The 23,330-nt window shown below is 57.0% G+C and carries 15 protein-coding genes, 1 tRNA gene and 6 pseudogenes; 10 read left to right on the top strand and 12 right to left on the bottom strand.

What is annotated here, in order from left to right; translation table 11 throughout:
* Window positions 1-909 precede the first annotated feature (909 nt).
* The 5 genes and pseudogenes from N8E89_RS17860 to N8E89_RS17840 form a co-directional block, all read right to left on the bottom strand.
* Window positions 910-1,828 (bottom strand): annotated as a pseudogene (locus N8E89_RS17860) (MBL fold metallo-hydrolase).
* Window positions 1,829-2,089: 261 nt separating this feature from the next.
* A pseudogene (locus tag N8E89_RS17855) lies at window positions 2,090-2,781 on the bottom strand (SDR family oxidoreductase); the annotation flags it as partial.
* Window positions 2,782-2,853: 72 nt separating this feature from the next.
* Complete coding sequence (locus N8E89_RS17850) at window positions 2,854-3,258, bottom strand: cupin domain-containing protein (protein WP_210203714.1); 405 nt, start codon at window positions 3,256-3,258, stop codon at window positions 2,854-2,856.
* A gap of 85 nt (window positions 3,259-3,343) precedes the next feature.
* Window positions 3,344-4,099, bottom strand: a complete 756-nt coding sequence (locus N8E89_RS17845) for an SDR family oxidoreductase (protein ID WP_113172774.1) — start codon at window positions 4,097-4,099, stop codon at window positions 3,344-3,346.
* Between the two features lie 116 nt (window positions 4,100-4,215).
* A complete protein-coding gene (locus N8E89_RS17840) occupies window positions 4,216-4,491 on the bottom strand; it encodes a carboxymuconolactone decarboxylase family protein (RefSeq protein ID WP_262260642.1) in 276 nt (91 codons plus the stop codon).
* A gap of 458 nt (window positions 4,492-4,949) precedes the next feature.
* Between N8E89_RS17840 and N8E89_RS17835 the strand changes: the two are divergent.
* From N8E89_RS17835 to N8E89_RS17820, 4 genes and pseudogenes are all read left to right on the top strand, one after another.
* Window positions 4,950-6,860, top strand: a pseudogene (locus tag N8E89_RS17835) (PAS domain-containing protein); the annotation flags it as partial.
* Window positions 6,857-7,504: a response regulator transcription factor gene (locus N8E89_RS17830; protein WP_106663056.1), complete on the top strand. Its 648-nt coding sequence runs from the start codon at window positions 6,857-6,859 to the stop codon at window positions 7,502-7,504. The pseudogene N8E89_RS17835 and the gene N8E89_RS17830, both read left to right, overlap by 4 nt.
* The gene (locus N8E89_RS17825) at window positions 7,501-7,878 is read left to right on the top strand and encodes a response regulator transcription factor (RefSeq protein WP_106663057.1); all 378 of its coding nucleotides are present in this window, start codon (window positions 7,501-7,503) and stop codon (window positions 7,876-7,878) included. The genes N8E89_RS17830 and N8E89_RS17825 overlap by 4 nt, the downstream gene beginning before the upstream one ends.
* Window positions 7,875-8,597, top strand: a complete 723-nt coding sequence (locus N8E89_RS17820; RefSeq protein ID WP_106663058.1) for a response regulator transcription factor — start codon at window positions 7,875-7,877, stop codon at window positions 8,595-8,597. The genes N8E89_RS17825 and N8E89_RS17820 overlap by 4 nt, the downstream gene beginning before the upstream one ends.
* Before the next feature lie 33 nt (window positions 8,598-8,630).
* On the opposite strand, the gene N8E89_RS17815 is transcribed toward N8E89_RS17820, so the two are convergent.
* Window positions 8,631-9,842, bottom strand: a complete 1,212-nt coding sequence (locus N8E89_RS17815) for an MFS transporter (protein ID WP_262260641.1) — start codon at window positions 9,840-9,842, stop codon at window positions 8,631-8,633.
* A gap of 565 nt (window positions 9,843-10,407) precedes the next feature.
* Here N8E89_RS17815 and N8E89_RS17810 point away from each other — a divergent pair.
* Window positions 10,408-11,229 carry an alpha/beta fold hydrolase gene (locus N8E89_RS17810; protein WP_210203725.1) on the top strand — a complete coding sequence of 274 codons (822 nt, stop codon included), beginning with the start codon at window positions 10,408-10,410 and terminating at the stop codon, window positions 11,227-11,229.
* A gap of 169 nt (window positions 11,230-11,398) precedes the next feature.
* On the opposite strand, the gene N8E89_RS17805 is transcribed toward N8E89_RS17810, so the two are convergent.
* Together N8E89_RS17805 and N8E89_RS17800 are read right to left on the bottom strand one after the other, a co-directional pair.
* The gene (locus N8E89_RS17805) at window positions 11,399-15,202 is read right to left on the bottom strand and encodes a vitamin B12-dependent ribonucleotide reductase (protein ID WP_106663059.1); all 3,804 of its coding nucleotides are present in this window, start codon (window positions 15,200-15,202) and stop codon (window positions 11,399-11,401) included.
* Between the two features lie 628 nt (window positions 15,203-15,830).
* Window positions 15,831-16,313, bottom strand: coding sequence for an NUDIX hydrolase (locus N8E89_RS17800; protein ID WP_410010387.1), 483 nt, complete (start codon window positions 16,311-16,313; stop codon window positions 15,831-15,833).
* Between the two features lie 258 nt (window positions 16,314-16,571).
* Between N8E89_RS17800 and N8E89_RS17795 the strand changes: the two are divergent.
* A pseudogene (locus N8E89_RS17795) lies at window positions 16,572-17,613 on the top strand (magnesium and cobalt transport protein CorA).
* A gap of 9 nt (window positions 17,614-17,622) precedes the next feature.
* Here the strand turns inward: N8E89_RS17795 and gpt are convergent.
* Complete coding sequence (gpt, locus tag N8E89_RS17790) at window positions 17,623-18,120, bottom strand: xanthine phosphoribosyltransferase (protein ID WP_106663062.1); 498 nt, start codon at window positions 18,118-18,120, stop codon at window positions 17,623-17,625.
* Between the two features lie 76 nt (window positions 18,121-18,196).
* On the opposite strand from gpt, the gene N8E89_RS17785 reads away from it, so the two are divergent.
* The gene (locus N8E89_RS17785; RefSeq protein WP_262260640.1) at window positions 18,197-18,355 is read left to right on the top strand and encodes a hypothetical protein; all 159 of its coding nucleotides are present in this window, start codon (window positions 18,197-18,199) and stop codon (window positions 18,353-18,355) included.
* On the opposite strand, the gene N8E89_RS17780 is transcribed toward N8E89_RS17785, so the two are convergent.
* Together N8E89_RS17780 and N8E89_RS17775 are read right to left on the bottom strand one after the other, a co-directional pair.
* A complete protein-coding gene (locus tag N8E89_RS17780; RefSeq protein WP_262260639.1) occupies window positions 18,350-19,105 on the bottom strand; it encodes a universal stress protein in 756 nt (251 codons plus the stop codon). The genes N8E89_RS17785 and N8E89_RS17780 overlap by 6 nt on opposite strands.
* 108 nt (window positions 19,106-19,213) lie before the next feature.
* Window positions 19,214-19,966 (bottom strand): competence/damage-inducible protein A, encoded by a 753-nt coding sequence (locus N8E89_RS17775; protein ID WP_106663064.1) that lies wholly within the window; start codon window positions 19,964-19,966, stop codon window positions 19,214-19,216.
* A gap of 153 nt (window positions 19,967-20,119) precedes the next feature.
* On the opposite strand from N8E89_RS17775, the gene N8E89_RS17770 reads away from it, so the two are divergent.
* From N8E89_RS17770 to N8E89_RS17765, 3 genes and pseudogenes are all read left to right on the top strand, one after another.
* A tRNA-Leu gene (locus N8E89_RS17770) sits at window positions 20,120-20,205 on the top strand.
* Between the two features lie 108 nt (window positions 20,206-20,313).
* Window positions 20,314-20,934 (top strand): annotated as a pseudogene (locus tag N8E89_RS29380) (ArnT family glycosyltransferase); the annotation flags it as partial.
* Window positions 20,935-21,517: 583 nt separating this feature from the next.
* Entirely contained in the window at window positions 21,518-21,811 is a 294-nt protein-coding gene (locus N8E89_RS17765) for a hypothetical protein (protein WP_262260638.1), read from the top strand.
* Between the two features lie 11 nt (window positions 21,812-21,822).
* On the opposite strand, the pseudogene N8E89_RS17760 reads toward N8E89_RS17765, so the two are convergent.
* Window positions 21,823-23,326: pseudogene (locus N8E89_RS17760) on the bottom strand (tripartite tricarboxylate transporter permease).
* Window positions 23,327-23,330 lie beyond the last annotated feature (4 nt).

Below are 23,330 nucleotides of genomic sequence, written 5' to 3'. Positions count from 1 at the left end.
TTGACTCTCTCTTGAATATTCGTTGAAGAATCCGGCAGACAGGTCTCCCGGTCACAGTCACTTGTGCCCGGCAATGATGACGACATCGGCCTTGACCTGCCGGGAAATACTACAGATGCCTCATCAAGGAATACATGGACTTCCTCTTCGGAGGCATCGAGTATCTCCATCGCCTCAGCTAAAGCCGTCAGTGTTGATTGAGCGGAACGCCTGCCGTGCTCGAGGTGATACGGAAGTGAGGTCGTGGGTTCCCCAGCCAACCTCTGATTGGCGGAAGTTTACCGAGTTGAAATTTCTAATGAGAATTCGGCAACATCGTTCTAACGCCCCTATGGCTTCAGCAGATGATGGGTTATACGGCGACGTGGGCGGGCATTGCCACAGCGCCGACGGGCATACTTGCAGTCATTATTGCGCCGATTGTCGGTCGGCTCATGTCGAGGATAGATCCGAGACTGATCGTCAGCTACGGCATGGCGGTTCTGGCAGTCTCCTTTTACATGCGAGCACATCTCAACGCCAAGCCGACTCGCCTCCGATCTGCCAGCTGCGTCGGTGCGGAACATCGGTCAGTTCAAGCTGAAGGGCTTAGTCGGTGAGCATGACGTATTCACTATCACTTCCGACCACGAAAGTGAGCCATAAGCATCAATTTGACAGTGAGGGCCGCCCGCAGCCATTGCAGGATGCCGTGCGGGCGCCGCCGAGCGCCTCGTTGATGATGCGGCGGATGGTGCCCGGGCAGGGCCGCACTGCGCTCTGCAGCCGAGACAACCATAAACCTGGCCATCGAGCGCGTCGGCTCCGCCTCGACGGCGGAGCGGACATCCTGATCAGTAAACACATTGCACGAACATACGATCATGGCGCGATGTCCTCGACGGCTGGTACGCCTAACCGAACAAGCGGTCAGTAGTCCCAGAAGATCGGTACCCAACGAAAGGTATCGCCGTCGACCGCCACATGACCGACGGAGGGGAACGGCAGGTGAGTTGCCACCAGCAACTCACCGCTCGCGGCCAGCTCGCGCAAAAGACGGACCCTGACGCGGGCCGCTTCCTCGGGGTCGTGTTCAAAGCCGTTGAACCAGTCGGGGTGATCGAACCCGACCGTGAATACGGCGTCGCCGGCGAACATCAGCCGGTCGCCGCCGGATGCGAGGCGGACCACGCTGTGCCCGGGGGTGTGGCCGCCGGTGCGGGTGACGACTACCCCTGGCGCAACCTTGTACTCGTCCTCGAACGTCTGCAGATTGCTGCGATACTCTTCCGCGAACCGCTTGGCGGCCGCCCGAAGCGCGTCCGGGAACCCCTTAGGCATGGAAACGTGGGAGAAATCGGGCGACGTCCAGAATTTGACCTCGGCGGCCGCCACGTGGATTCTGCAGGTCCGGACGCAGCTGGTCCTTCACCCCGTCGACGAGCAGCATACCAATGTGGTCCATGTGCATGTGGGTAAGCACTACGTCGGTCACGGACGCAAGATCGATGCCGGCAGCCTCCAGTCGATGGGCCAGTTGCCCGGCCTTCGGCAAGTTCAGGTCCGGGTCGTCCCCCAGTCCGGCATCGATGAGTATGGTCTGGCTGCCGCTACGCACCACCACCACATTGAGCCCCCAATCGAGCATGTCCGCCGGCAGAAAATTGTAGTCCATCCAGGCCGTCCTCGCGGCCGGGTCGGCGTTGTGACCCAACATTGCACCTGGCAGCGTTAGCACCCCATCGCTAATGACCATTACGTCAATTTCACCGATCTTTAGCGCGTAGCGCGACGGAACCAACTCGTCGGGTCCCGGCCTAGTGGAATGTGAAGTGTTGTCCAAGCTCATGTTAACCTCCTGCTAATTTCCTGATTGAATTTCAATACTCCCGTTTGCAACGGCGATGTATCACCCTGTGGTATAGGCTGCGTATATCCAACGCATAGGGATCGGCACCTGTGAATTCATTGCGGTGTTCTCCTTCCAATGTTGGTGGAAAGCTTGCCCGCGGACAGCTTCCACGCTGTCCGCGGCCGCGATTTCATTTTGTAAAAGGACGTCGATCCACCTCCGCGTCGTGCTCGATGAACTGACTGAAACTGTCCCAGGGGCTCCCTTGAGCGGAAGCAATGTGTCATCGTTCAGTTCGACCCCGTAGTAGCGAGCGCTGTTGTCGGTTATGACCTGGCGCATGTCTTCGTTTGCTGCGAGGTGGATGCGCGCAATTTCGTCGAGACCGAATCGCTCGTGACCGCTGATCTCTACGGTATTGTTCCTTGCTGTTCCCATTGCCAATTCGGCCAGCATTTCGGCGACGTTGTCAGCTGCTATCGGTTTTACCGATGCCGACGGAAGCCGAAAGCCGTCACCGTCTGCCCCCATGTCGATCACGCCGCCGATGAACTCAAAAAATTGCGTGGAATGGAGAATGGTGTAGGGCCTCCTTGCTGCCCTGATGAGATTTTCCTGTACCATTTTCGCGCGGAAATAATCACTCTCAACAAGCCGAGGTGTGCCCACCACGGAAAGCGCGAGGTAGTGTCTGACGCCAGCATTTGCTGAGGCAGCCAACAGATTCCGGGTGGAGGCCTTAAAAAAATCCAAAGCCGTGTCGTCGCCAAACGACGCGGCGTTCGTAACGTCGATAACAACGTCGGCTCCGGCTATGGCCGCTCCGAGGCTGTCACACTGTTGACACCGAGAGAAGTGGACGCAGCGACCACCTCGACACCTGTCTGTCCAAGTTTCTCTACGAGGTGCATCCCAATTCGCCCGGTCGCTCCCATGACCGTGATTTTCATCGACTGGCTCCCTCTATTGCGCCGTGAACGGCGCCTGATTTCGCCCTGCCAAGCAGCTTGCAAACATTGGAGTTACTCCACCGGCATGACGACCGGAGCGTCCTTGTTCTTGAGGAGCACAACAATAAATTTAGCTGGTTCGGTCGTGCTCGCGTTCCGGCTGACCAGGTGAATGTCGGAAGGGCCTTCGTAGAAGGTCTCTCCCGGCGACAAGGTGACTTCCTTTTCCCCCTTGACCTGCATCGCGATCGAGCCCTCCAGAACGTAGACGAATGCGTTCGCCTCGTGTTTATGAATGGGCGAGGAACCGCCTGGCTCATACTCGACTGATATCATCAGCCCCTCCTTGCCAGGGTAATTTGGAAGGTCCTTTTGCATGAGCGGCGTAACCTTTGCGGCGTCTTCAGCGGCAAACGTCACACCTCCAAGGAGGCAAACTGCAGCCGACACAAACAGCGATAACAAAGCTGACTTCATTGTCGTAATCCTTTGGTTGTTGAATGCGTATGCCCGTTTGAAACCTGGGCAGGAGACTAGCGCTCAAGTTTGTTCTGTGTCTGCGTTACTTCGGCTGTTGGGACTGACGGAACCAATCCTCGAAGTTGATCTTGCCGAGCCGCGCACCGCCTAAGGGCACAAGTGACTGATCGTTCAGCTCAGAGCCGAAATAACGCGCGTGGACATCTGCCTCGACTGTCCGCGGATCGTTCGCCGCTTTCAGATACCGGGCAATGATCTCGCTCATGGGAGCGCGCTCGGGACCCGCGATGTCGATCGTGCCGTTGAGCGGTTTTGTGAGAGCGACATCCGACATCACATCGGCAACGTCGTCCGAGGCGATAGGCTGGAAAGCGGCGGGCGAAAGACGAGCGACGGTGCCGACGGTTCCTCCATCGGCGATGCCCTTCAGGAATTCCATGAACTGGGTGGAATGGACGATCGTGTAGGGAATCGGCGATTCCTTGATGAGCCTCTCCTGGGCAAGTTTGGCCCTCATATACCCGCTTTCGGGCAACCGCTCTGTCCCAACGATCGACAGGGCTATATGATGCTTGACGCCAGCCTTGGCTTCGGCGGCGAGCAGATTGTGTCCCGACGTTTCGAAGAATTCGAGCACAGCCTTGTCTTCCCAAGATGGTGCGTTGGCGAGGTCAACGACGACCTCGGCACCGACCAACGCTTCCGCAAGCCCTTCGCCAGTGATGGTGTTGACGCCGGTGTTCGGCGACACGGCAAGAACCTCGTGGCCCTTGTTGCGCAGGCGTATGGCGGTCTTCGAGCCGATGAGCCCGGTTCCCCCGATAATAACAATTTTCATAACGCATCTCCCTGTTCGCGGCCCTCAGGCCTGATGATTTAGGTTTCCGGCTGTCCAAGCTGCACTCGGCCGGGAAGGCGTTTGGCCTGGACAAGTCGCGGTGGTTCCTGGTCGCCTTAGCTGAGATCTGCCTTGTTGGGGCCGAACTTGGCATCTGCGGAACCAGGCCATGCTGCAAGGCGATAAAGGCGCAATCGGCGCTCACCATCGATTTTGGCCTGCTTGACGTGCATACCAAGGCAAAAGGTGCAGCCGTTCTGCTGCGCTGCATGGATGGCGACGAGATCGCGGACCAGCTCTTCGGTTGTGCTCTCTCGGATTGCAGCCAGAAACTCGGTGAATTTCGTCAGAAGCTCTGGCGACCCTTCTGCATACTTGACACGCTGAGTCATTCTCGCCTCCTCATTATTGCGGCTGCTCCGGATTGGTTCGCTGCTTCCGACAATGACTGGGGAGACAAAATCATTCTATCATGCACGGGGCGTAACGCACTAATCGAAGGGTTTAGTCGGCCCATACCCAAGTCTAGAAAACGCGGATAGAAATGACGCCGGCTGGGACGCAAGCTGCCGATTTCTGCGACCGAGGTATGCCGCCTGTCGCGTGCCGAGGTTAGGGGCGTTCGCTGCCGACTCGGTGCATTGCCGCTTCAGCTAGTCACATCCACGTACAATCATGGATTTCCATGAGGTGCGGCAGGGGCATGGTTGGATTAAGCTGCGGTATGATTTCGTCGGCCCGGACATTGACTGTGAGTGGTATAAGCGGCGTAGACGGTCCCAAAGTTTGCTTTGTCGGGCAGGAGCGGCCGATTATGCCGATAGAAATCGAAGACCAAAAACCGGTCAATGAAGTGTTACGGGACCGGGAGCACGAGCTCTCGCTACTGGTAGACATGGTTCCGAGCCACCTATGGCGCTTGACCCCGGACGGCGAGCCCACTTTCTTCAACAAGCGCATGGTCGATTTCCTCGGCCTGGACTTACCGGACACGGACAGACCAGGAATGAGCCGATTGGAGGCGGTAATCGAAACCGTCCATCCGGATGACGCAGCGGAGTTTAGAGGCAGGTTGAATCGCTGCCTCGTCACCGGCGAGCGCTTCACGATGAGATATCGCCTCCGCCGCGCAGATGGCGTCTATCGCTGGATGTCGAGCAGCGCCGAGCCGATGCGGGATCGTGACGGACAGATTGTCCAGTGGTATGGCCTCTGTCATGGCATAGACGATCAGATGCACGCTGAAGAGGCGCTGCGGCAAAGCAGGCGGCAACTTCAGCAGATGATCGATGCCGTGCCGGTGCGCATCTGGAGCGTAACGTCAATGGATCTGCCGGTCTACTTCAACAAACGATACCAGGACCACTTCCGCTCCGTGATCGCCAACTTCGAAGCAATCGGGGAGCCGCGCATCGAAACGCTGCTGCGAGAGCTGATTCATCCCGAAGATGCTCCGGAGGTGCAGCGAACGTTGCTTAATTGTTTCGAAGCTGGCCGCGGCACCGTGATGCGGTTTCGATGGCGTGAGAAAGACGACATTTATCGGTGGGCGGAGTGCAGGGTAGAACCCCGGCGTGAGCAAGACGGAACGATTGTTCAATGGTACGGCGTTTCTCTCGACATCGATGATGAGATGCGCGCCCAGGTGGCGCTGCGCGAACGGGAGCGGGAACTCTCGCTGCTCGTCGACATGGTTCCGAGCAACCTCTGGCGGCTGACACCGGACGGCGAGACTACGCTCGTCAACAAGCGCATGGCGGACTTTCTCGGGATGGACCTGGACGACAAGCAACAGTTGGCAGTCGTGTTCGACACCATCTTCCACCCGGACGATGCCGGGGCGGTGGAAGACGTTCTCGGCCGCTGCCTTCTCACGGGCGACCGCTTCTCCATGAAATATCGCCTGCGTCGGGCGGACGGAGTATACCGGTGGATGTCCGGTCGCGCCGAACCCCTACGAGATCAGGACGGTCGCATCGTCCAGTGGTTCGGTCTTTGCCACGACATTGACGATCAGATGCACGCCGAAGAAGCGTTGCGACGGGCCTCGGAGAGGCTCGCGCAGGCAACTCGGGCGGCAAGCCTGGCCGAGTTGTCAGCGTCGATCGCACATGAAGTAAACCAGCCGCTCGCCGCGATCGTCGCCAATTCCCACGCATGCCACCGTTGGCTGTCTGCAGAGCCCCCGAACGTCGAACGCGCCAAGATCACGGCCGAGCGCATCACCCGTGATGCCAACTCGGCGGCGGAGGTTGTCGGTCGTATCCGCGCCCTCTTCCGTCACGCTCCAGAGGCCAGATTACCTGAAGACGTCAACCGCCTGATCGATGAAGTGTGCCTACTGATGGCTGACGAAACCACGGCGAAGACCGTCTGCGTCGAGACGACCCTTGAGCCGGACCTGCCGCTGGTCGCACTCGACCGGGTCCAGATACAGCAGGTGTTCGTGAACCTGATCCGGAATGGGGTCGAGGCGATGGACGCCGTAGCGGGCAGCGCTCGTGCGATCAAGATACGCTCGTACCGCGATGGCCCCGACGCAATCCGCGTTGAGGTTCGCGACGATGGAACTGGTTTCAAGGATCCCCAGCGGGTCTTTGAGCCGTTCTTCACCACAAAGGCGCATGGGATGGGTATGGGACTCGCAATTTGCCGGTCGATCATCGAATCGCATGGGGGGCGCCTTTGGACCGCCAACAATGAGCCGCGCGGGGCGACCGTCGCCTTTACGCTTCCGCTGGCTGCGAGTGAAATGCCATGAAACCGCCCGAGGAGATCGTCTTCATCGTGGATGACGATGCCAGAGTCCGCGAGGCGCTCGGAGAACTGCTGGAGTCCTTGGGATGGCAATCCGCGACGTTCGCCGTCGCCGCTGACTATGTAGCCTATGCGAAGCCCGATCTCCCAGCGTGCCTGATCCTCGATGTCGAACTGCCCGACGTCAACGGTCTGGAGTTCCAGAGGCAACTATCGAGTGACGTCCATCCTCCTATCGTATTTCTCACGGGGCACGGCGACATTCCATCGACGGTGAGGGCGATCCAGGGTGGCGCTGTCGACTTTTTGACCAAACCCGTCGGGGAGAGCGATTTGATTGCGGCGGTTCGCGCGGCCATCCAGCGTGACCGGGAACAACGTTCGACTCGCGCGGAACTGGCCGATCTTGTACGCCGTTTCTCGGTGCTTACGCCGCGCGAGCGCGAGGTATTGCCACTCGTGGTCAGTGGGCTCCTCAACAAGCAGGCGGCGGCGGAACTCGGCATCAGTGAGATCACCCTTGAAATCCACCGGGGCAAGATCATGCACAAGATGGAGGCGACATCGTTCGCCGACCTGGTGCGGATCGCCGAAAAGCTGCAGATCCCAATCACTCATTCCAGACGATCAGGAAACTCGCGAGAATGACCAACCCGAAGCCCATAATAGCGATTGTCGATGACGATCAGCGCCTCCTCGACTCGCTTGAGGATCTTCTCGAGTCAGCGGGACATGCTGTGCGGGCATTTTCGTCGGCACAAGCCCTCCTCGACTGCAACGCTCTGAAGGAGATCGGTTGTCTGATCACCGATATCGGTATGCCCGGCATGGACGGCTTCGAGTTGCAGCGCGTGATGAGCGAGAGACGAGTTGACCTGCCGGTGATCCTGATTAGTGGCAGGCACCAACTCGCCGAACAGATGCAACCAAAGCCTGGCTGGTTCTTCCGCAAGCCTTTCGACGGGCAAGAGCTGCTTGCAGCGGTTGCCGACGCACTGACCGGAAAGGGGTATCCAATATGAGTGAGAGCTATCATGCAAATGCAAGCGATAAATTGCCTGATCGATCGCCGTCCGCGGGCAGCTGGGCCAAAGCGGAGCACCCATTGGTCATCCTGGTGGATGACGATGAAAGGCTCCGTGAAGCACTGGACGAGCTAATGCAGTCGGTGGGCCTGGACACAATCAGCTTCGGATCGACGCAAGACTTCCTCGAAGCCGAGCTTCCGGATCGGCCGGGATGCCTTATCGCCGACGTGCGGATGCCGGGCGTGAGCGGTCTCGATCTCCAGCATAGGCTCCTGGAAAGTGGTGACGGCAAGCCGATCATCTTTCTTACCGCCCATGGCGACATCCCGATGTCAGTCCAGGCGATGAAGGCGGGAGCGGTCGATTTCCTCACCAAACCCGTGCGCGACCAAACGCTACTTGATGCAATCGCAGCAGGGATTGAGCGCGATATCAAGCAGCGCGCCCAGGCACGGATCGTTACCGACCACGTAAGCAAGTTCGCGCTGCTTACACCACGTGAACGTCAGGTGATGCGAGAAGTCGCAATTGGCCAGCTGAACAAGCAGATTGCCTTCGGCCTCGGCATCAGCGAGATCACTGTCAAGCTCCACCGTTGCAACGTCATGCGCAAGATGGGGCTCATGTCGGTCGGTGAACTTGTCCGCGTGTGGGAAGCGCTGCCTGCCGGGGTGCGAAAGACGCTGGAGACCGGACAGCTTCAAACGCACTGACCGAGTGGGCGAGGCACGGTTCCAATGGCCGCTTCAGCCCGGCACTTCGATGGAGGCGGCAGCCGTTCCCCGGCCTTGCCGAATAACGATCATCGCAAGCCCCCACGCGGCGGCGGTGATCACGACGCAGACCCCGGCGAGGCCGGCGTAACCCGCCGCCCCGATCACGCTGCCAGCGACAAGAGGGCCTGCAGCGAATCCGAGCAGATAAGCCGATCCCGCGGCCGCAGCCCAACGTCCGTTGCGGTCGAGCGCCGCGGCCAGACCAAAAAGATACGGGATCGAGAAGTAGTAAATGACGACCGACGCGACGAGGGCGGCGACGTAGACTGTTGGGTTACGCCAGAGACAGAGCGCGAGCACGACAAGTGCGAATCCGGCGCAGAACCCCGAGATAGGGATTGCCCGTCCCCAGCGCACATTGAGAGCAGTGGCGGCTCCTGCTCCTGCGAGACCGACGAGCGACGCGACGGTCAGCACATAGCCGACCGCGGTCGTATCAAGACCCGCGCCCGCGCGCTCGCCCAAGGGCGCACTGAACGCATAGATCGCAGCCGAGGCGGTCAGGTAAAGCACGATCGCGCCGAACGTCATGACGCCCAGCAAAGGTGGGGCCTGCGCCGTGTCAGCTTCAGCTCGGTATCCGCTCTTGGCGCGGTCGTCCGGAATGAGGAGCAGGAGCGGCGCGAGTATGAGCGTCACACCCGCGATCAAGGCGAGGATGCCGCGATGTGCGAAGGCAGCGGTGAGCTGACCGCCGATAGCGAAGAGCGCGACACTGCCCAAGGCCCAGATCACCTGAAAGTAGCCATAAACCTTGTCTGGGTTTCTGCAATGGGAGGCGACAATGGAAAGCGACACCGCATAAAGTGTGCCTTCCCCAACACCCGCAAGAACGCGGAGCACCGCGAGCCATCCAAGCGAGACGCTGAAGATTGATGCGCTTTGAGCGACCAAGACCAGTGCTGCGGCGACGAGGCCGACGCGCCGATAGGAAAACTGGGGCAGGATGGGTGCGATTGCCATCGCAGTGACGGCGAGGGCGAGGAACTCGGCGAACGCGATAAAACCGGCGTCGCGTTCCGACAGTGAAAGACCGTCCATAACCCCGGCAATCACAAAGGGAGACATCTGCGGGACCAGCCCGCCGATCACCTGCGCGGCGATCGCGCCGGCCACGAGAATCGCAGAATTGCGAGGCGTCAAAGAATCGCCGGTTTCGGTCATGGTTTGACTGAACTCCATGGTTATCCGGCCGGAGCATACTCGAACCCCGGCAAGCGCAGCTTGGAACGATGTGAGCGGTTGACATCAACGATTCACGCGCGACAGCCGAAACTTTATCACTGGATCGTTCGATACGTCGAGCGGCGTCCAGTTTTTCCAGAGAACGGAGCCAGCGGTCACTGGCGGTCATGAAGCACCTGCATTTGGTCCTGTGTAGTGTGACCTTGGGTATAAGCGATCCAAACCAATGGACGGGATGTTTGAGCCCGGCATGTGAGCTAATTTTCTTCTGTGAGCTGTGTTAACCGGATGCGACAGAGACGATGAATGCAGAAGTTTTTCCGGTTTCTTCCCGCAGCCAACGAATTGGCAGGCGAGCGTGCCACCTGTCCGGCTCTGCATCCCGAAGGGAGATTGCTGCATGAATGAACACACACAGTTTGAAACAATCGAAGCGTCTCGTCGTGACCTGCTTCTGCTCGCGGCGAGCGTGACGGTCATGGCTGTGACGCCTTCGCTGGCGTTCAGCGCCCAAGGTGTTTCACCAACCAGTTTTAGCAACAAAAGCGAAAGGACGAATGACATGGGCTCACTTAAAACCAGGGATGGTACGGAAATCTTCTACAAGGACTGGGGAGCGGGGCAGCCGATTGTTTTCCATCACGGCTGGCCGCTCTCCAGCGACGATTGGGATACGCAGATGCTGTTCTTCCTGGACAAGGGTTACCGCGTCATCGCTCACGACCGTCGTGGCCACGGCCGCTCCACCCAAACCGCGACCGGCAACGACATGGACACCTATGCTGCCGATTTCGCTGAACTCGCAGCGTCGCTCGACCTGCGCGATGCCATTCATGTGGGGCATTCGACCGGCGGCGGCGAAGCTGCCCATTACGTCGCTCGCCATGGCAAGGGTCGCGTGGCCAAGCTGGTGCTGATAGGGGCCGTTCCGCCGATCATGGTGAAAACCGCGGCAAATCCGGGTGGCTTGCCGATTGAGGTCTTGGATGGCTTGCGTGCCAAGCTCGCTGCCAACCGTGCGGAATTCTACTGGAATTTCCCGATTCCATTCTACGGTTTCAACCGCGAGGCCGCGACCGTATCCGATCCGATCCGTGCGAACTGGTGGAGGCAGGGCATGATAGGCGGTGCAAAAGCGCATTACGACTGCATCAAAGCCTTTTCAGAAACCGATTTCACCGAAGACCTGAAAGCGATTGACGTTCCAACGCTTGTGATGCACGGCGACGACGACCAGATCGTCCCCATTGCGGACTCCGCGCTCCTGTCGGCCAAGCTCTTGAAGAATGGGACACTGAAGGTCTATGAGACATATCCGCATGGCATGTGCACGACCCATGCCGACGTCATCAATGCGGATCTTCTAGCGTTCATAAGAAGTTGAGTGATATCTGCGGCCGGTGACGTGGGGGCACCGGCGAGATTGAACTGCACATCAATCAGGTGCTAATAGCTGCCCCAGAATTCTGGGACAGCCAAATCGCAGTGAAAAGGACACGGTGGGCGTCCTGAGCGCGATTCTCCTTGCGAGCATCAAGGAGTGCAAAAAGCGCTTAACTACAACCGCTCGTGGCGCCACAGGTATCGCATTTCAGGCAGGTGCCATTGCGCACCATCGTGAAGTTCGAGCACTCCGAGCAACTGTCCCCGGTATAGCCCTGCATCATTGACTTGATGCGGCGGTCGGACATTAGCTTCTTCGCCTCGGCCTTGGCTTCCTCAGCTGCGGCCTCTGCGTCGGCGTTGTCGAACAGGGCCGATGCGGCGCTGTTCTCGGCTTCCGTCTGGTCCTTGGCACGCTCTTCATAGTCACGCTTGAAGCCCGTGGATTCCTGTGCAACAGCGGCAATTGCTGGTTTCGCAGCGAGTGCCGTTGTCGTGCGGCTGGTGAGGGTCGTGACATTTGATGACGCAGTTGCCTTCGGCGCGCTGACGACGCCCGCTCCCCCTGCGTTGCTAAAACCCTTCGGATCAGCCTTGTTGGGAGAGACCACCTTCAGCGAAGCACCGCGTGTCAGTCCCTTCGAGACCGGCTCAGCCTTGCCTTCGGAAATGCCGCGACCCAGCGAGGTGTTGGAGAAATCCGACTGATCTACATGAGCAAGGTCGTGCCGATCCAGATAGGAAACCGCAAGTTCGCGGAACAGATAATCCAGGATAGATGTCGCGTTCTTGATCGCATCATTGCCCTGGACCATGCCAGCCGGTTCGAACTTGGTGAAGGTGAAAGCCTCCACATATTCCTCCAGGGGCACGCCATATTGCAGGCCAAGCGATATCGCGATGGCGAAATTGTTCATCATCGCCCGGAAGGCGGCGCCTTCCTTATGCATGTCGATGAAGATCTCGCCCAGACGACCGTCGTCAAACTCACCGGTGCGCAGATAGATCTTGTGGCCACCAACCGTGGCTTTCTGGGTATAGCCCTTGCGGCGATTCGGCAGTTTCTCGCGATCGTGGATGTATTTCTCCACGATGCGTTCAACGATCTTTTCGGTGACCTGCACCGCGCGGGCGGCTGCTGGGGCCTCGATGTACGCCTCGATTGCATCATCCTCATCCTCGTCTTCATCGGCAAGCAGAGATGCGTTCAGTGGCTGCGACAGCTTCGAGCCATCGCGATAAAGTGCATTGGCCTTCAGAGCCAGCTTCCAGGACAGCATGTAAGCGGATTTGCAATCTTCAACAGTTGCTTCGTTTGCCATGTTGATCGTTTTGGAGATCGCACCGGAAATGAAGGGCTGTGCCGCAGCCATCATGCGGATATGGCTGTCGACCGAAAGATAACGCTTGCCGATCTTGCCGCACGGGTTGGCGCAATCGAAAACCGGATAGTGCTCTTCCTTGAGGAAGGGCGCGCCCTCTAGCGTCATCGCACCACAGATGTGAATGTTGGCGGCTTCGATTTCCTTCTTGGAGAACCCCAGGGCGGGCAGGATTTCGAAGGAGATGTCGTTAAGCTGCTCGCTGGTGAAGCCGAGCACATTCTTGGCGAAATCTTCACCAATGGTCCACTTGTTGACTGCGAATTTGATGTCGAATGCCGACTTCAGCGCCGTGTTGAGCGTGGCGATGATCTCGTCGGTGAATCCCTTTGCTTTTAGCGAGCCGGGATTAATGCCGGGCGCCTGATTGAGATTGCCGTGGCCGACAGCATAGGCCTCGATTTCGGCAATCTGACTTTCCGAGTAGCCGAGCGTGCGCAAAGCCTCCGGAACGGCGCGGTTAATAATCTTGAAGTAACCACCACCGGCGAGCTTCTTAAACTTGACCAGCGCAAAGTCCGGCTCAATGCCTGTCGTGTCGCAATCCATGACGAGGCCGATCGTGCCGGTAGGCGCAATTACCGTGGCCTGCGCATTGCGGAAGCCATGCTTTTCGCCAAGCTCCAACGCCTTGTCCCAAGCGGACTTCGCATGGGTGATCAGGTCCTGATCCGGGCAATCAGCAGCAATCAGCGCAACGGGGTTTACGGCCAGGCCTTCATAGCCTTGATTTTCGCCATGGGCGGCGCGGCGATGATTGCGAATAACGCGCAACATATTGGCGGCGTTTGGCGCATAGCCGTTGAAGGCACCGAGCTCCTTGGCCATTTCGGCCGAGGTGGCATAGGCAATACCGGTCATGATGGCTGTGAGAGCTCCGCCAATGGCACGTCCTTCAGCGCTGTCGTACGGAATGCCGGAGGTCATTAGCAGGCCTCCGATATTCGCATAGCCAAGACCGAGCGTGCGATACTCATAGGAGAGCTTGGCAATTTCCTTGGACGGGAATTGCGCCATCATCACGGAAATTTCGAGAACGATCGTCCACAGACGCGCCGTATGCTCGTAGCCGGAGACGTCGAACTTGCCATCCTTGCCGCGATAGGTGAGGAGGTTGATCGAGGCGAGATTGCAGGCCGTATCGTCAAGGAACATGTATTCCGAGCACGGGTTGGATGCGCGGATGGGACCGGCGGCCGGGCAAGTGTGCCAATCATTCATAGTCGTGTTGAAATGCAAACCCGGGTCAGCCGATGCCCAGGCCGCATATCCGATTTTCTCCCAAAGATCGCGAGCCTTCAGCGTCTTCATTACCTTGCCGTCCTTGCGGGCGGTCAGGTTCCAGTTGCCGTCGCTTTCAACAGCGCGCAGGAATTCGTCCTTGAGCGAAACGGAATTGTTGGAATTCTGACCGGCGACAGTCAGATAGGCTTCGGAATCCCAATCCGTGTCATAGGTCTTGAAATCGATATCCGTGTAGCCCTGCTTGGCAAACTGGATGACGCGCTGGATGTAGTTTTCCGGGACCTGATTCTTCTTGGCTGCCTTGATCTCACGCTTCAGTGCCGGATTTTTGGCCGGATCATAGCAATCGCCATTGTCGGCCTCGCAATTAACGCAGGCCTTCATGATCGCAGCCAGATGCTGCTTGACGATCTTGGAACCGGTAACAAGAGCCGCAACCTTCTGCTCTTCTTTCACCTTCCAGTCGATATATTCCTCGATATCTGGGTGATCGACATCGACAACGACCATTTTCGCAGCGCGGCGAGTCGTGCCGCCTGACTTGATGGCGCCCGCAGCCCGATCGCCGATCTTCAAGAACGACATCAGGCCGGAAGAGCGGCCGCCGCCGGAGAGCTTTTCGCCTTCTCCGCGCAGGAAGGAGAAATTCGAACCGGTACCGGAGCCGTATTTGAACAGGCGCGCCTCACGTACCCACAAATCCATGATGCCGCCTTCGTTGACCAGGTCGTCCGCGACGGACTGGATGAAGCAGGCATGCGGCTGCGGATGTTCATAGGAAGATTTGGACTTGGTCAGCTTGCCGGTGTCCGGGTCAACGTAATAATGGCCTTGCCCGGGACCATCGATACCATAGGCCCAGTGCAAACCGGTGTTAAACCATTGCGGCGAGTTGGGCGCGACGCGCTGGGTGGCGAGCATGTAAGCAAGCTCATCGCGGAAGGCGAGGGCATCAACTTCACTATCGAAATATTTGCCTTTCCAGCCCCAATACGTCCAGGTGCCGGCAAGACGGTCGAAAACCTGACGCGCGTCCATTTCGGAGCCAAAACGCTCTTCAGCGGGCAGGGCGGCCAAAGCCTCATCATCAGCTACCGAACGCCAGAGCCACGAAGGAACCGAGTTTTCCTCGACCTTCTTCAACTTGGCTGGCACGCCGGCTTTGCGGAAATATTTCTGCGCCAGAATATCGGCGGCCACCTGACTGAACTGGGCCGGAACATCAATATTCTCCAAACGGAACACGACAGATCCGTCCGGGTTCTTGATCTCACTCGTCGCTACGCGAAATTCAATCTCCGCATAGGCTGACTGGTTCTCTTTGGTAAAACGCCGTTCGATCCGCATCTGTCTCGTCCTTGTCCCTATATATAGTGTCCCTTGGGCGCCGTGTGAAGTGTTGCGCGCCGCATGAACACAAATCCGCCCTATCCGGTTTCACCACTGAAAACCGGTCGCTTCACCTCAGCCCGTCATTGATGCGATCTCCCGCTTCATTTCCGGGCTTGGCGGCCCATTTGCTGACGCCTGTCGTGTGATTCATCGTTGATGAGAATGTCACACTATCTGGTACGCAATATACGTGTAAACACTAAATATTGTGTTAAGGCGCTATTTACCCAACAAATATTTGCCTGTGCATGTCCAGTCTTTTCCATCCAGATACGGCTCCTCGATGCCACGCGCCAATTGGGCACAAGGTCCGGAAAACACAGTAGAAACTGGAAGAAAACCGGGTACAGACACTCCGGTCACGCTACAAACGCAACGCCGAAAACCATAAAAAGTGACTCGCGGGCGAGCGTCAAGAAATAGTTTTTTGCATATTTGTGACCGCAATATCTTGTGTGTCACATATGTGGATAACGGGGAGAAACGCGTGCGGGTATTTGCAATTACTGGTCGCTTAAAGGCCAGTCTGGAAGTGCTGGAACATATCTGAAAAAGCTATAATCCAAGCGTTCCGCCGACGCGGTCAACGAACGCTGACTAGCTCAGGATCAAAGCGCGCTATGAGGGCTTTCAATTCCGGCTCTTCGACGCGGCGCACCGATTCTTCGACGCTAACCCATTCGAGCCGCCGCTCGCCGCGCTCCGGCCAATTTTTTTGTTGATGCGTAAAGTGCATTGGAAAGACATCGACAACGAAGTCGCCGACTTCACCGTCGCTCATATCTTGTTTTTCGTATGTATACGTGCCGATGGAAAAAGGGGCGATGTCGCCCCGGACGCCGGCCTCTTCAAAGGCTTCTGCCCGCGCAGATTGCGCAAACGTCTTGCCAATCTGCGGCCAGCCTTTGGGTAAAACCCACCGGCCAGTGCCACGGCTGGTGATCAGGAGAATTTCAGGCCGTTCCTTCTTGACGCGATAAACAAGCGCCGCAACCTGGCGAACCCTGCCGTCTGGCGTCTCTATCCGCTTGCCGGTCACAATCTCATCCCGATAGGTTACGTTCAAGGCTCCACTCATTCTTCTATCTTGTTTAGCGTAATTGTGGACCGATTCGTTGAAACCACAATAATTCATCAGCAACTGTTTTATGCTTACGCACGACTTGTGACATTTTTTTGAACAGCAGTGCAAAAAAATCACATTAGTAGATAACATACTGAAAACATGGGATGATCTCGGACAGCGGCATTTCGCTAAAGGATGGCTGGAATGAATTGGCTACAACAGATAGACTCCATTCAAACCGCGACGTTGGGAGGATAAATGACGTCTGCCCGTTCCTCGTTTGAAGATATCGGACATTCTGCCGATACGGCGGCTTCCAGAGATGAGAGCGCCAGTATCATTGCATCGTGCGTCTATGCCAACGGAAAGCGTATTGCCGATATTTCCATTGACGACGCGGGAAAATGGACCAATACGGAGGGGCACGTCGTCTGGATCGGGTTGCTGGAGCCTGACGGGGAGCTGTTGCATCGCGTCCAGAAGCAATTCGGGCTGCACAGTCTGGCTATCGAAGATGCGGAACATGCCCATCAACGACCCAAACTCGAGCAATATGGCGACGCAATTTTCGTGGTGGCCCGTACTGCTCAGCTGATTGACGGCCGTGTGGCCTTCGGCGAAACCCACGTCTTTCTCGGTAAGGGCTATATTGTCAGCGTTCGTCACGGAGCATCGACGTCATACACGGCGGTTCGTCAGCATTGGGAAACCTCGCCCTATGCACTTGCCAAGGGTGAAGATTTCATCCTTTACGCGATCCTCGATTTCATCGTCGACAATTATATGCCCGTACTGGAGGCAATACACGACGAGGTCGAGATCTATCGAAGATCGGGTTCTCACAAAACCAATGACCAGCAACGATATCGAACGGCTCTACATGCTGCGTCGGGATCTGCTGCGTCTGCGCAATGCCATCGGTCCGCTTGTCGATGTTTGCGGGCGCCTGAGCAATACGGATCTGCCACAGATTCAAACTGCGATGCAGCCACTCTTTCGGGATGTTACGGACCACGTTCGCACCGTTCAGGAAAAGATCGACGGCTTGCGGGAGGTTCTCGCGTTTGCCTTCGAAGCCAGTTTGCTCGTTGGTCAGAGTCAGGAGACGGCCATTTCCAAACGCTTGGCATCATGGGCCGCCATATTGGCGGTGCCGACGGCTATCGCCGGGATTTACGGCATGAACTTCAAGCACATGCCGGAACTGGATTCGCCCAATGGTTATTACTGGGTTATGGGCGTGATCTTACTTGTGTGCCTGACCCTCTTTTGGCGTTTTCGCAAGAGCGGCTGGCTTTAGGATAGACTTCTATCCGCGGTGACCCTTGGTAATCGGTTCCTGATAGGTCAGGCCCATGTCCCATGGGAAATAGATCCAGGTGTCCTGAGAGACTTCCGTCACAAATGTATCGATCAGCGGGCGGCCCTTTGGCTTGGCATAGACTGTGGCGAAGTGCGCCTTCGGCATCATTGCGCGCACGATTGCCGCGGTTTTGCCCGTATCGGTCAGGTCATCGACCACCAGTATGCCGTCGCCGCCATTTTCCAGAAGCCGGGAATCGACATCCTTTAGCACCTTGAGTTCGCCCTGCTCGTCATACTCATGGTAGGAGGCAATGCATACGGTCTCGATCATGCGGATGCCGAGCTCCCGGCAAATGATCGCTGCGGGTACGAGTCCACCGCGGGTAATGGCCACCATGGCACGCCATTCACGTTGCATCCCTGCAACCCGCCAGGCGAGGGCGCGGGCATCCCGGTGAAACTGATCCCAGGAGACCGGAAAAGCTTTGTCAGGAAGGGACATGGCATGCACTCCATCAGGAAAATAAAATACGCGGACTATCCGCGAGGAATGCATTTCGCAATAGCGGGAAATGCGAGTGCATGGCAAGCAACTTGAGCCGCGTGCGGGCCATCATGCCAAGAAAGGTGTGATTTTAGCTGTTCAGCGCGACATTAACGTCAAGCAGGGCATGTCGGCCATGATTGAACTGGTGACGCCACCGAAAACCCACTCTTTCAGGCGTGACTGGCTATAAGCGCCCATCACAAATAGCGATGCATTGTTTTCGGCGATCCGCCGCCGCAAAATTTTGTCTGTAGATCTCGCCGTGTGACTCGATTATGTGCGGATTCACGTTGACGCCATGGCGCCGCAGTGCATCAGAAAGCGGTGTGCCAGGAATATCCACACTGGGGTCGATGGATTTCTTCGGATCAACCCACACGATATCGACACTTTCTGCTTTGAGCAGCAGGGGGAGCGAATCGAAGGCAGCGCGAGATGCTTCGCGTTTCCCGTTGAAAGCGACAACAACGCGGTCGATCTTTTCCGGCAACGCAGTCTTGTACGGAACAAACAGTACTGGTCTTCCACTCTCCATGACCAATGGATCAGTGACGTCGTTGACGCTATCGGGGTCATTGGGGTCCGGTTGTCCTGCGATAATGATATCGGCGCGCAGGGCACTCTGTGTGACCCCGGCAGACGGGCTGCTGCTTTCGCAACGGACGATACGAAACTCGTGGGAGATCGTGCCTCTTGCCATTTCTGCGTTGAAAAGGGCTGTGATCGCTTCCGAATTTTCCTTGTGGCGCTGTTCGTGCGCTTCAAAGAGGGTTGTATCGGCAAAGCCGGTCGGATCTGCGTAAACGATAGGCGAAGGAATAGTATAGAGACCAATAATATGGGTGCGCTCGCTCGAAGAAGCAATCAATCTTGCCGCGCCAATAACCCGCCTAGCTTCACGTTCGCTGCGAATGAATGCGATGATCGTGCGAAATGCCATACTGGCCTCCATCGGTTGTTGCACCATTAGATGCATATGGCACTATTATACGCCTTGAGCGCAACAATTACTCTGTGTTTTCGGCAGCTTGCGTAAATACAACGCATCTCAACGCAGGGCGGTTTCGGACGCGATTTGCGCCACCATTTCCTTGACTGCCGCCTCTGCTGCAACGAGTTTTTCGGCATCACGTGCGCGGATGACCAGCTCGGTGGAAAACCTATCGTTTTCGTATTTCGGATAGGAGCCGATAATCGTATCGGGGTGGGCTGCCTGAATTTCACGCAGCGGAACGGCAATCGCGCCCTCGCCGAAGGGACAATTCACCGACCGGGACATGAGCTGCTTCCCGACTTTCAACGTTGGAATGATATTGTCGAGCATGGCCTGAAAGACCGATGGAACGCCGGCCATGACATAAACATTCCCGATGTTGAAGCCAGGCGCTGTCGACACGGGATTGTCAATATGCACCGACCCACGCGGCATACGTGCCATGCGCTGACGGCTCTCGGTGAACTCGATCCCGCGGGCAGCGTAATTGTCGCCCATGAGTTTCATTGCTTTCGCGTCGTGCTCGCAAGGTACGCCAAAAGCCTTTGCAATTGCGTCAGCGGTTATGTCGTCATGCGTAGGGCCGATTCCTCCCGAAGTGAAAATATAGTCATATCGCCCACGTAACGCATTGAGGGCCTCAACAATTCGGTCCTCCTCATCAGGAACGATCCGCACTTCTTCAAGGTCGATACCAACTGCCGTCAGAATATCGGCCAGATGGCCAATATTTTTGTCCTTGGTTCGACCGGATAACAATTCGTCGCCAATTGCGAGCATGGCGGCGGTCACGATTTCGTTCGTCATCAGGAATCTCCTAGCGGAGAGGCGAACGTAATTGTCCGAATGGATCGCCGCAAGCCATTTCAAAGCGTGGCAGGTGCGCTCATCGGGCAGTCCGCCGGTTGTAGCAAAACAACGATTGACTGAATCGCTTTAACCGTCGAAAAGCAAAAGCGCGCGGACGTGGCGAAACTGGTAGACGCAAGGGACTTAAAATCCCTCGGCCATAGGTCATGCGGGTTCGACCCCCGCCGTCCGCACCACGAACAAGCAAGCCCACAGTATGATCGTGCCCGCGCTTGATCTTGGTGTGGGTGGATTTGCAATCCAGTTTCAACTAAAAGCGGCGCACTTAACGGTGTGAGAAAACAATGCCTGCCATTTTGGTTCAATCTCCTGTGAGCAGGATCAGAACATTTGTCTCGGAATATCCGGCGCTCTTGTTTGTATTGGTGTATTTCGCCTTTCAGGTCTTCTTTCTGACAATGATTTCAAACGGCGCAGGCGTCGACGATGCCGAGCAGTTGGCTTACGTCGGCGCGTTGCAATGGGGGTATGGAGGTTCGCAGCCGCCGCTTTATACCTGGATAAACAGCGTAGCCGGCAGTGTGCTCGGAATCAGTCTTTTCACGATCTATCTTGTAAAATTCGGAATGCTGGCCAGCCTGTTCGCCAGCGTATATTTTGGTGCCCGTTTACTCGGACTGCCTCGCGCAGTTGCTGCTGCCGGCATGGTAGGCATTTTCATGCTGCCACAAATTGCCTGGGAGTCACAACGGACCCTGACCCATTCGGTTGGTGGAACGACTGGCTGTGCGTGGGCATTTCTGGCGTTTGCCTGGCACTTGAAATCGCGTTCCTGGCGCTCTGCAGCACTTTTGGGACTTGCATTCGCCTGTGGTCTGCTTGGCAAATTCAATGCAAGTTTCTTTCTTATCGCGTTGATTTTGGCCGGCCTTTCGATACCAGCCTATCGATCAGTCCTGTTGTCACGCAAGAGCGTTCTCTCGGCGGTCGTATTTATTGCTGCCGTAACCCCTACGGGCCTGTGGGCCCTTGCGCATACCGAGAACTTGCTGGCGCGAACGCACAAATTTGAAATGAATGCAGGTGGCCAGCTCCTGATCAGCCGGCTCCATGGCGAATGGAAACTTTTTCTAAATAGCATTCTATTCGCAGGCGTTGCGCTGGTGTTCTTCCTGATGGCCTGGTGGAGAAGCCGTGCACAGCGGATTTCTCGGCCCCGGGACTGGATGGATGGCGAGAAGCTCATTGCACGGGTTCTGATATTTGCACTCGGCGGCGTCTTTATTGGCGTTCTCATTAGCGGTGCGGCGGAGGTCAAAGATCGCTGGCTGCAACCCATGCTCTTTCTGACGCCGCTGTTTCTTTCAGCCGTCCTGGGACGTGCCATAGAAAGTGATCTGCCGCTTAAGCGCTTTGTTGTGGTCGGCGCAATTTGCGGTCTGATCGTGATCCCGGGCCTGGCGGTCAACATTTTATACGCCCGCGATGGCAAAGCACCTTCTATTGGCCAGTTGGATTATGCCAGACTTTTTGCCGTGACCCGAGCCGATGGCAACTATCAAACGGTTGTGTCGGACGGACCGCAATTGCCTGGAAATCTGCGTCTTTTTCGACAATTCCATCAATCCGGTGCATCTGGAAATGCCGAATGCTGTGTCGCATATTCATTTTCCAGCACTTTTTGTCTGGTTCGGCGAGGACGTCAACCCGGTCGTGATGAACCTAATGAGCAGCGCTGGAGTTGCTGCATCTCCCGCCGAAATCAAACGCATATCACTCAGCTACAAATATTACCCGGACAAGACAGACGCGGTGAGCTACGTCATCGTCCAGGCTCGGTAGGGCTCGACGCATCAATCCTCAACAAAGACTTCGTCGCGCTTTTTCCTGATGCTCGGGAGGAGCACCACGACGAGAACCGCGACTGCCAGGAGCAGGAGGGTGAGGCTGATTGGCCGCGTCAGGAAGGTAGTCGGATCGCCCCGCGACATGATCATCGCCCGGCGAAGGTGTTCCTCCAGCAGCGGTCCAAGTACGAAGCCCAGCAGCAGAGGTGCTGGCTCGCAGCGCAATTTTGCCAGCCCGTAGCCAATGAACCCGAAGAAGGCGACCGCGTAGAGATCAAATACATTGGAATTGACGCTGTAGACGCCGATCGAGCAGAACGCGATGATGGCTGGAAACAACATGTAGTAGGGGATCGTCAGGAGTTTAACCCACAATCCAATCAAAGGCAGATTAAGCAGGATCAGCATCAGATTGCCGATCCACATGGAAGCGATGATGCCCCAGAAGAGGGCTGGCTGTTCGGTGGCGACGTTAGGGCCGGGGACGATGCCCTGAATGATCATGGCGCCGATCATCAGTGCCATAACGGGATTGGCCGGGATCCCCAGTGTGAGCATCGGAATGAACGATGTTTGAGCGCCCGCATTGTTGGCGGATTCAGGCCCCGCCACGCCGGCGATCGCTCCCTTGCCGAACTCCCCCGGCGTCTTCGAGATGCGCTTCTCGACAGTGTAGGATGCAAAGGAGGCAAGGATCGCTCCACCGCCGGGCAGAATACCTAGCGCTGAGCCAATCGCCGTACCGCGGAGAATCGGCGCCGCCATCTCCTTCCAGTCTTCCCGCGTGGGCAGAAGATTGGTGACCTTCTTGATCATCACATCGCGATCGTGCTCGTTTTCGAGATTGCGAAGAATCTCCGCAATGCCGAACACGCCGACAGCAAGTGCGACGAAATTCAAACCGTCGGAGAGTTCCAGGATTCCAAGATTGAAGCGTGGCGTCCCGGTGTAGATGTCAGTGCCGACGAGCCCGAGAAGAAGACCCAGAACAACCATACCGAGCGCTTTGACGACTGAACCATGGGCAAGCGCGATAGAGGAAACGAGACCGACGATCATCAGTGAGAAATATTCGGCTGAACCGAATTTCAAGGCAACCGCCGTCAGGGGCGGAGCGAATACGGCAACGAGGAAGGTTGAAACCGTTCCCGCAAAGAACGAGCCAATGGCAGCGATGGCCAGCGCTGCACCAGCGCGCCCCTTACGCGCCATCTGGTAACCATCGATGGCAGTGACGGCGGACGAGGATCTCGCCTGGCATGTTGATCAGGATTGCTGTGGTCGAACCACCATATTGCGCGCCGTAGTAAATGCCCGCCAGCATGATCAGGGATGAGACCGGTTCAAGTTGGAAGGTGATCGGCAGGAGCATGGCAATGGTCGCGGTGGCGCCAATGCCGGGGAGCACGCCAATCAACGTGCCAAGAATCACGCCAATGAAACAGAAGAACAGGTTCCACGGTGAAGCGGCAGTGGCAAAGCCGAGAATGAGATTGCTGAGAAGATCCATGGGC

It is taken from the genome of Phyllobacterium sp. A18/5-2 (assembly GCF_025452215.1).
In the GTDB taxonomy this organism is placed as follows: Bacteria; Pseudomonadota; Alphaproteobacteria; order Rhizobiales; family Rhizobiaceae; genus Phyllobacterium; species Phyllobacterium sophorae.
The sequence above is the reverse complement of the archived record's forward strand: the minus strand, read 5'-3'. Positions and strand labels throughout refer to the sequence as shown.

Bases quoted from the DNA above. Each gene is read 5' to 3' on its own strand.
- N8E89_RS17850 (WP_210203714.1), bottom strand. From the start codon at position 3,258: ATGAAGTCAGCTTTGTTATCGCTGTTTGTGTCGGCTGCAGTTTGCCTC.
- N8E89_RS17845 (WP_113172774.1), bottom strand. From the start codon at position 4,099: ATGAAAATTGTTATTATCGGGGGAACCGGGCTCATCGGCTCGAAGACC.
- N8E89_RS17840 (WP_262260642.1), bottom strand. From the start codon at position 4,491: ATGACTCAGCGTGTCAAGTATGCAGAAGGGTCGCCAGAGCTTCTGACG.
- N8E89_RS17830 (WP_106663056.1), top strand. From the start codon at position 6,857: ATGAAACCGCCCGAGGAGATCGTCTTCATCGTGGATGACGATGCCAGA.
- N8E89_RS17825 (WP_106663057.1), top strand. From the start codon at position 7,501: ATGACCAACCCGAAGCCCATAATAGCGATTGTCGATGACGATCAGCGC.
- N8E89_RS17820 (WP_106663058.1), top strand. From the start codon at position 7,875: ATGAGTGAGAGCTATCATGCAAATGCAAGCGATAAATTGCCTGATCGA.
- N8E89_RS17815 (WP_262260641.1), bottom strand. From the start codon at position 9,842: ATGGAGTTCAGTCAAACCATGACCGAAACCGGCGATTCTTTGACGCCT.
- N8E89_RS17810 (WP_210203725.1), top strand. From the start codon at position 10,408: ATGGGCTCACTTAAAACCAGGGATGGTACGGAAATCTTCTACAAGGAC.
- N8E89_RS17805 (WP_106663059.1), bottom strand. From the start codon at position 15,202: ATGCGGATCGAACGGCGTTTTACCAAAGAGAACCAGTCAGCCTATGCG.
- gpt (WP_106663062.1), bottom strand. From the start codon at position 18,120: ATGTCCCTTCCTGACAAAGCTTTTCCGGTCTCCTGGGATCAGTTTCAC.
- N8E89_RS17780 (WP_262260639.1), bottom strand. From the start codon at position 19,105: ATGGCATTTCGCACGATCATCGCATTCATTCGCAGCGAACGTGAAGCT.
- N8E89_RS17775 (WP_106663064.1), bottom strand. From the start codon at position 19,966: ATGACGAACGAAATCGTGACCGCCGCCATGCTCGCAATTGGCGACGAA.
- N8E89_RS17765 (WP_262260638.1), top strand. From the start codon at position 21,518: ATGGCAACTATCAAACGGTTGTGTCGGACGGACCGCAATTGCCTGGAA.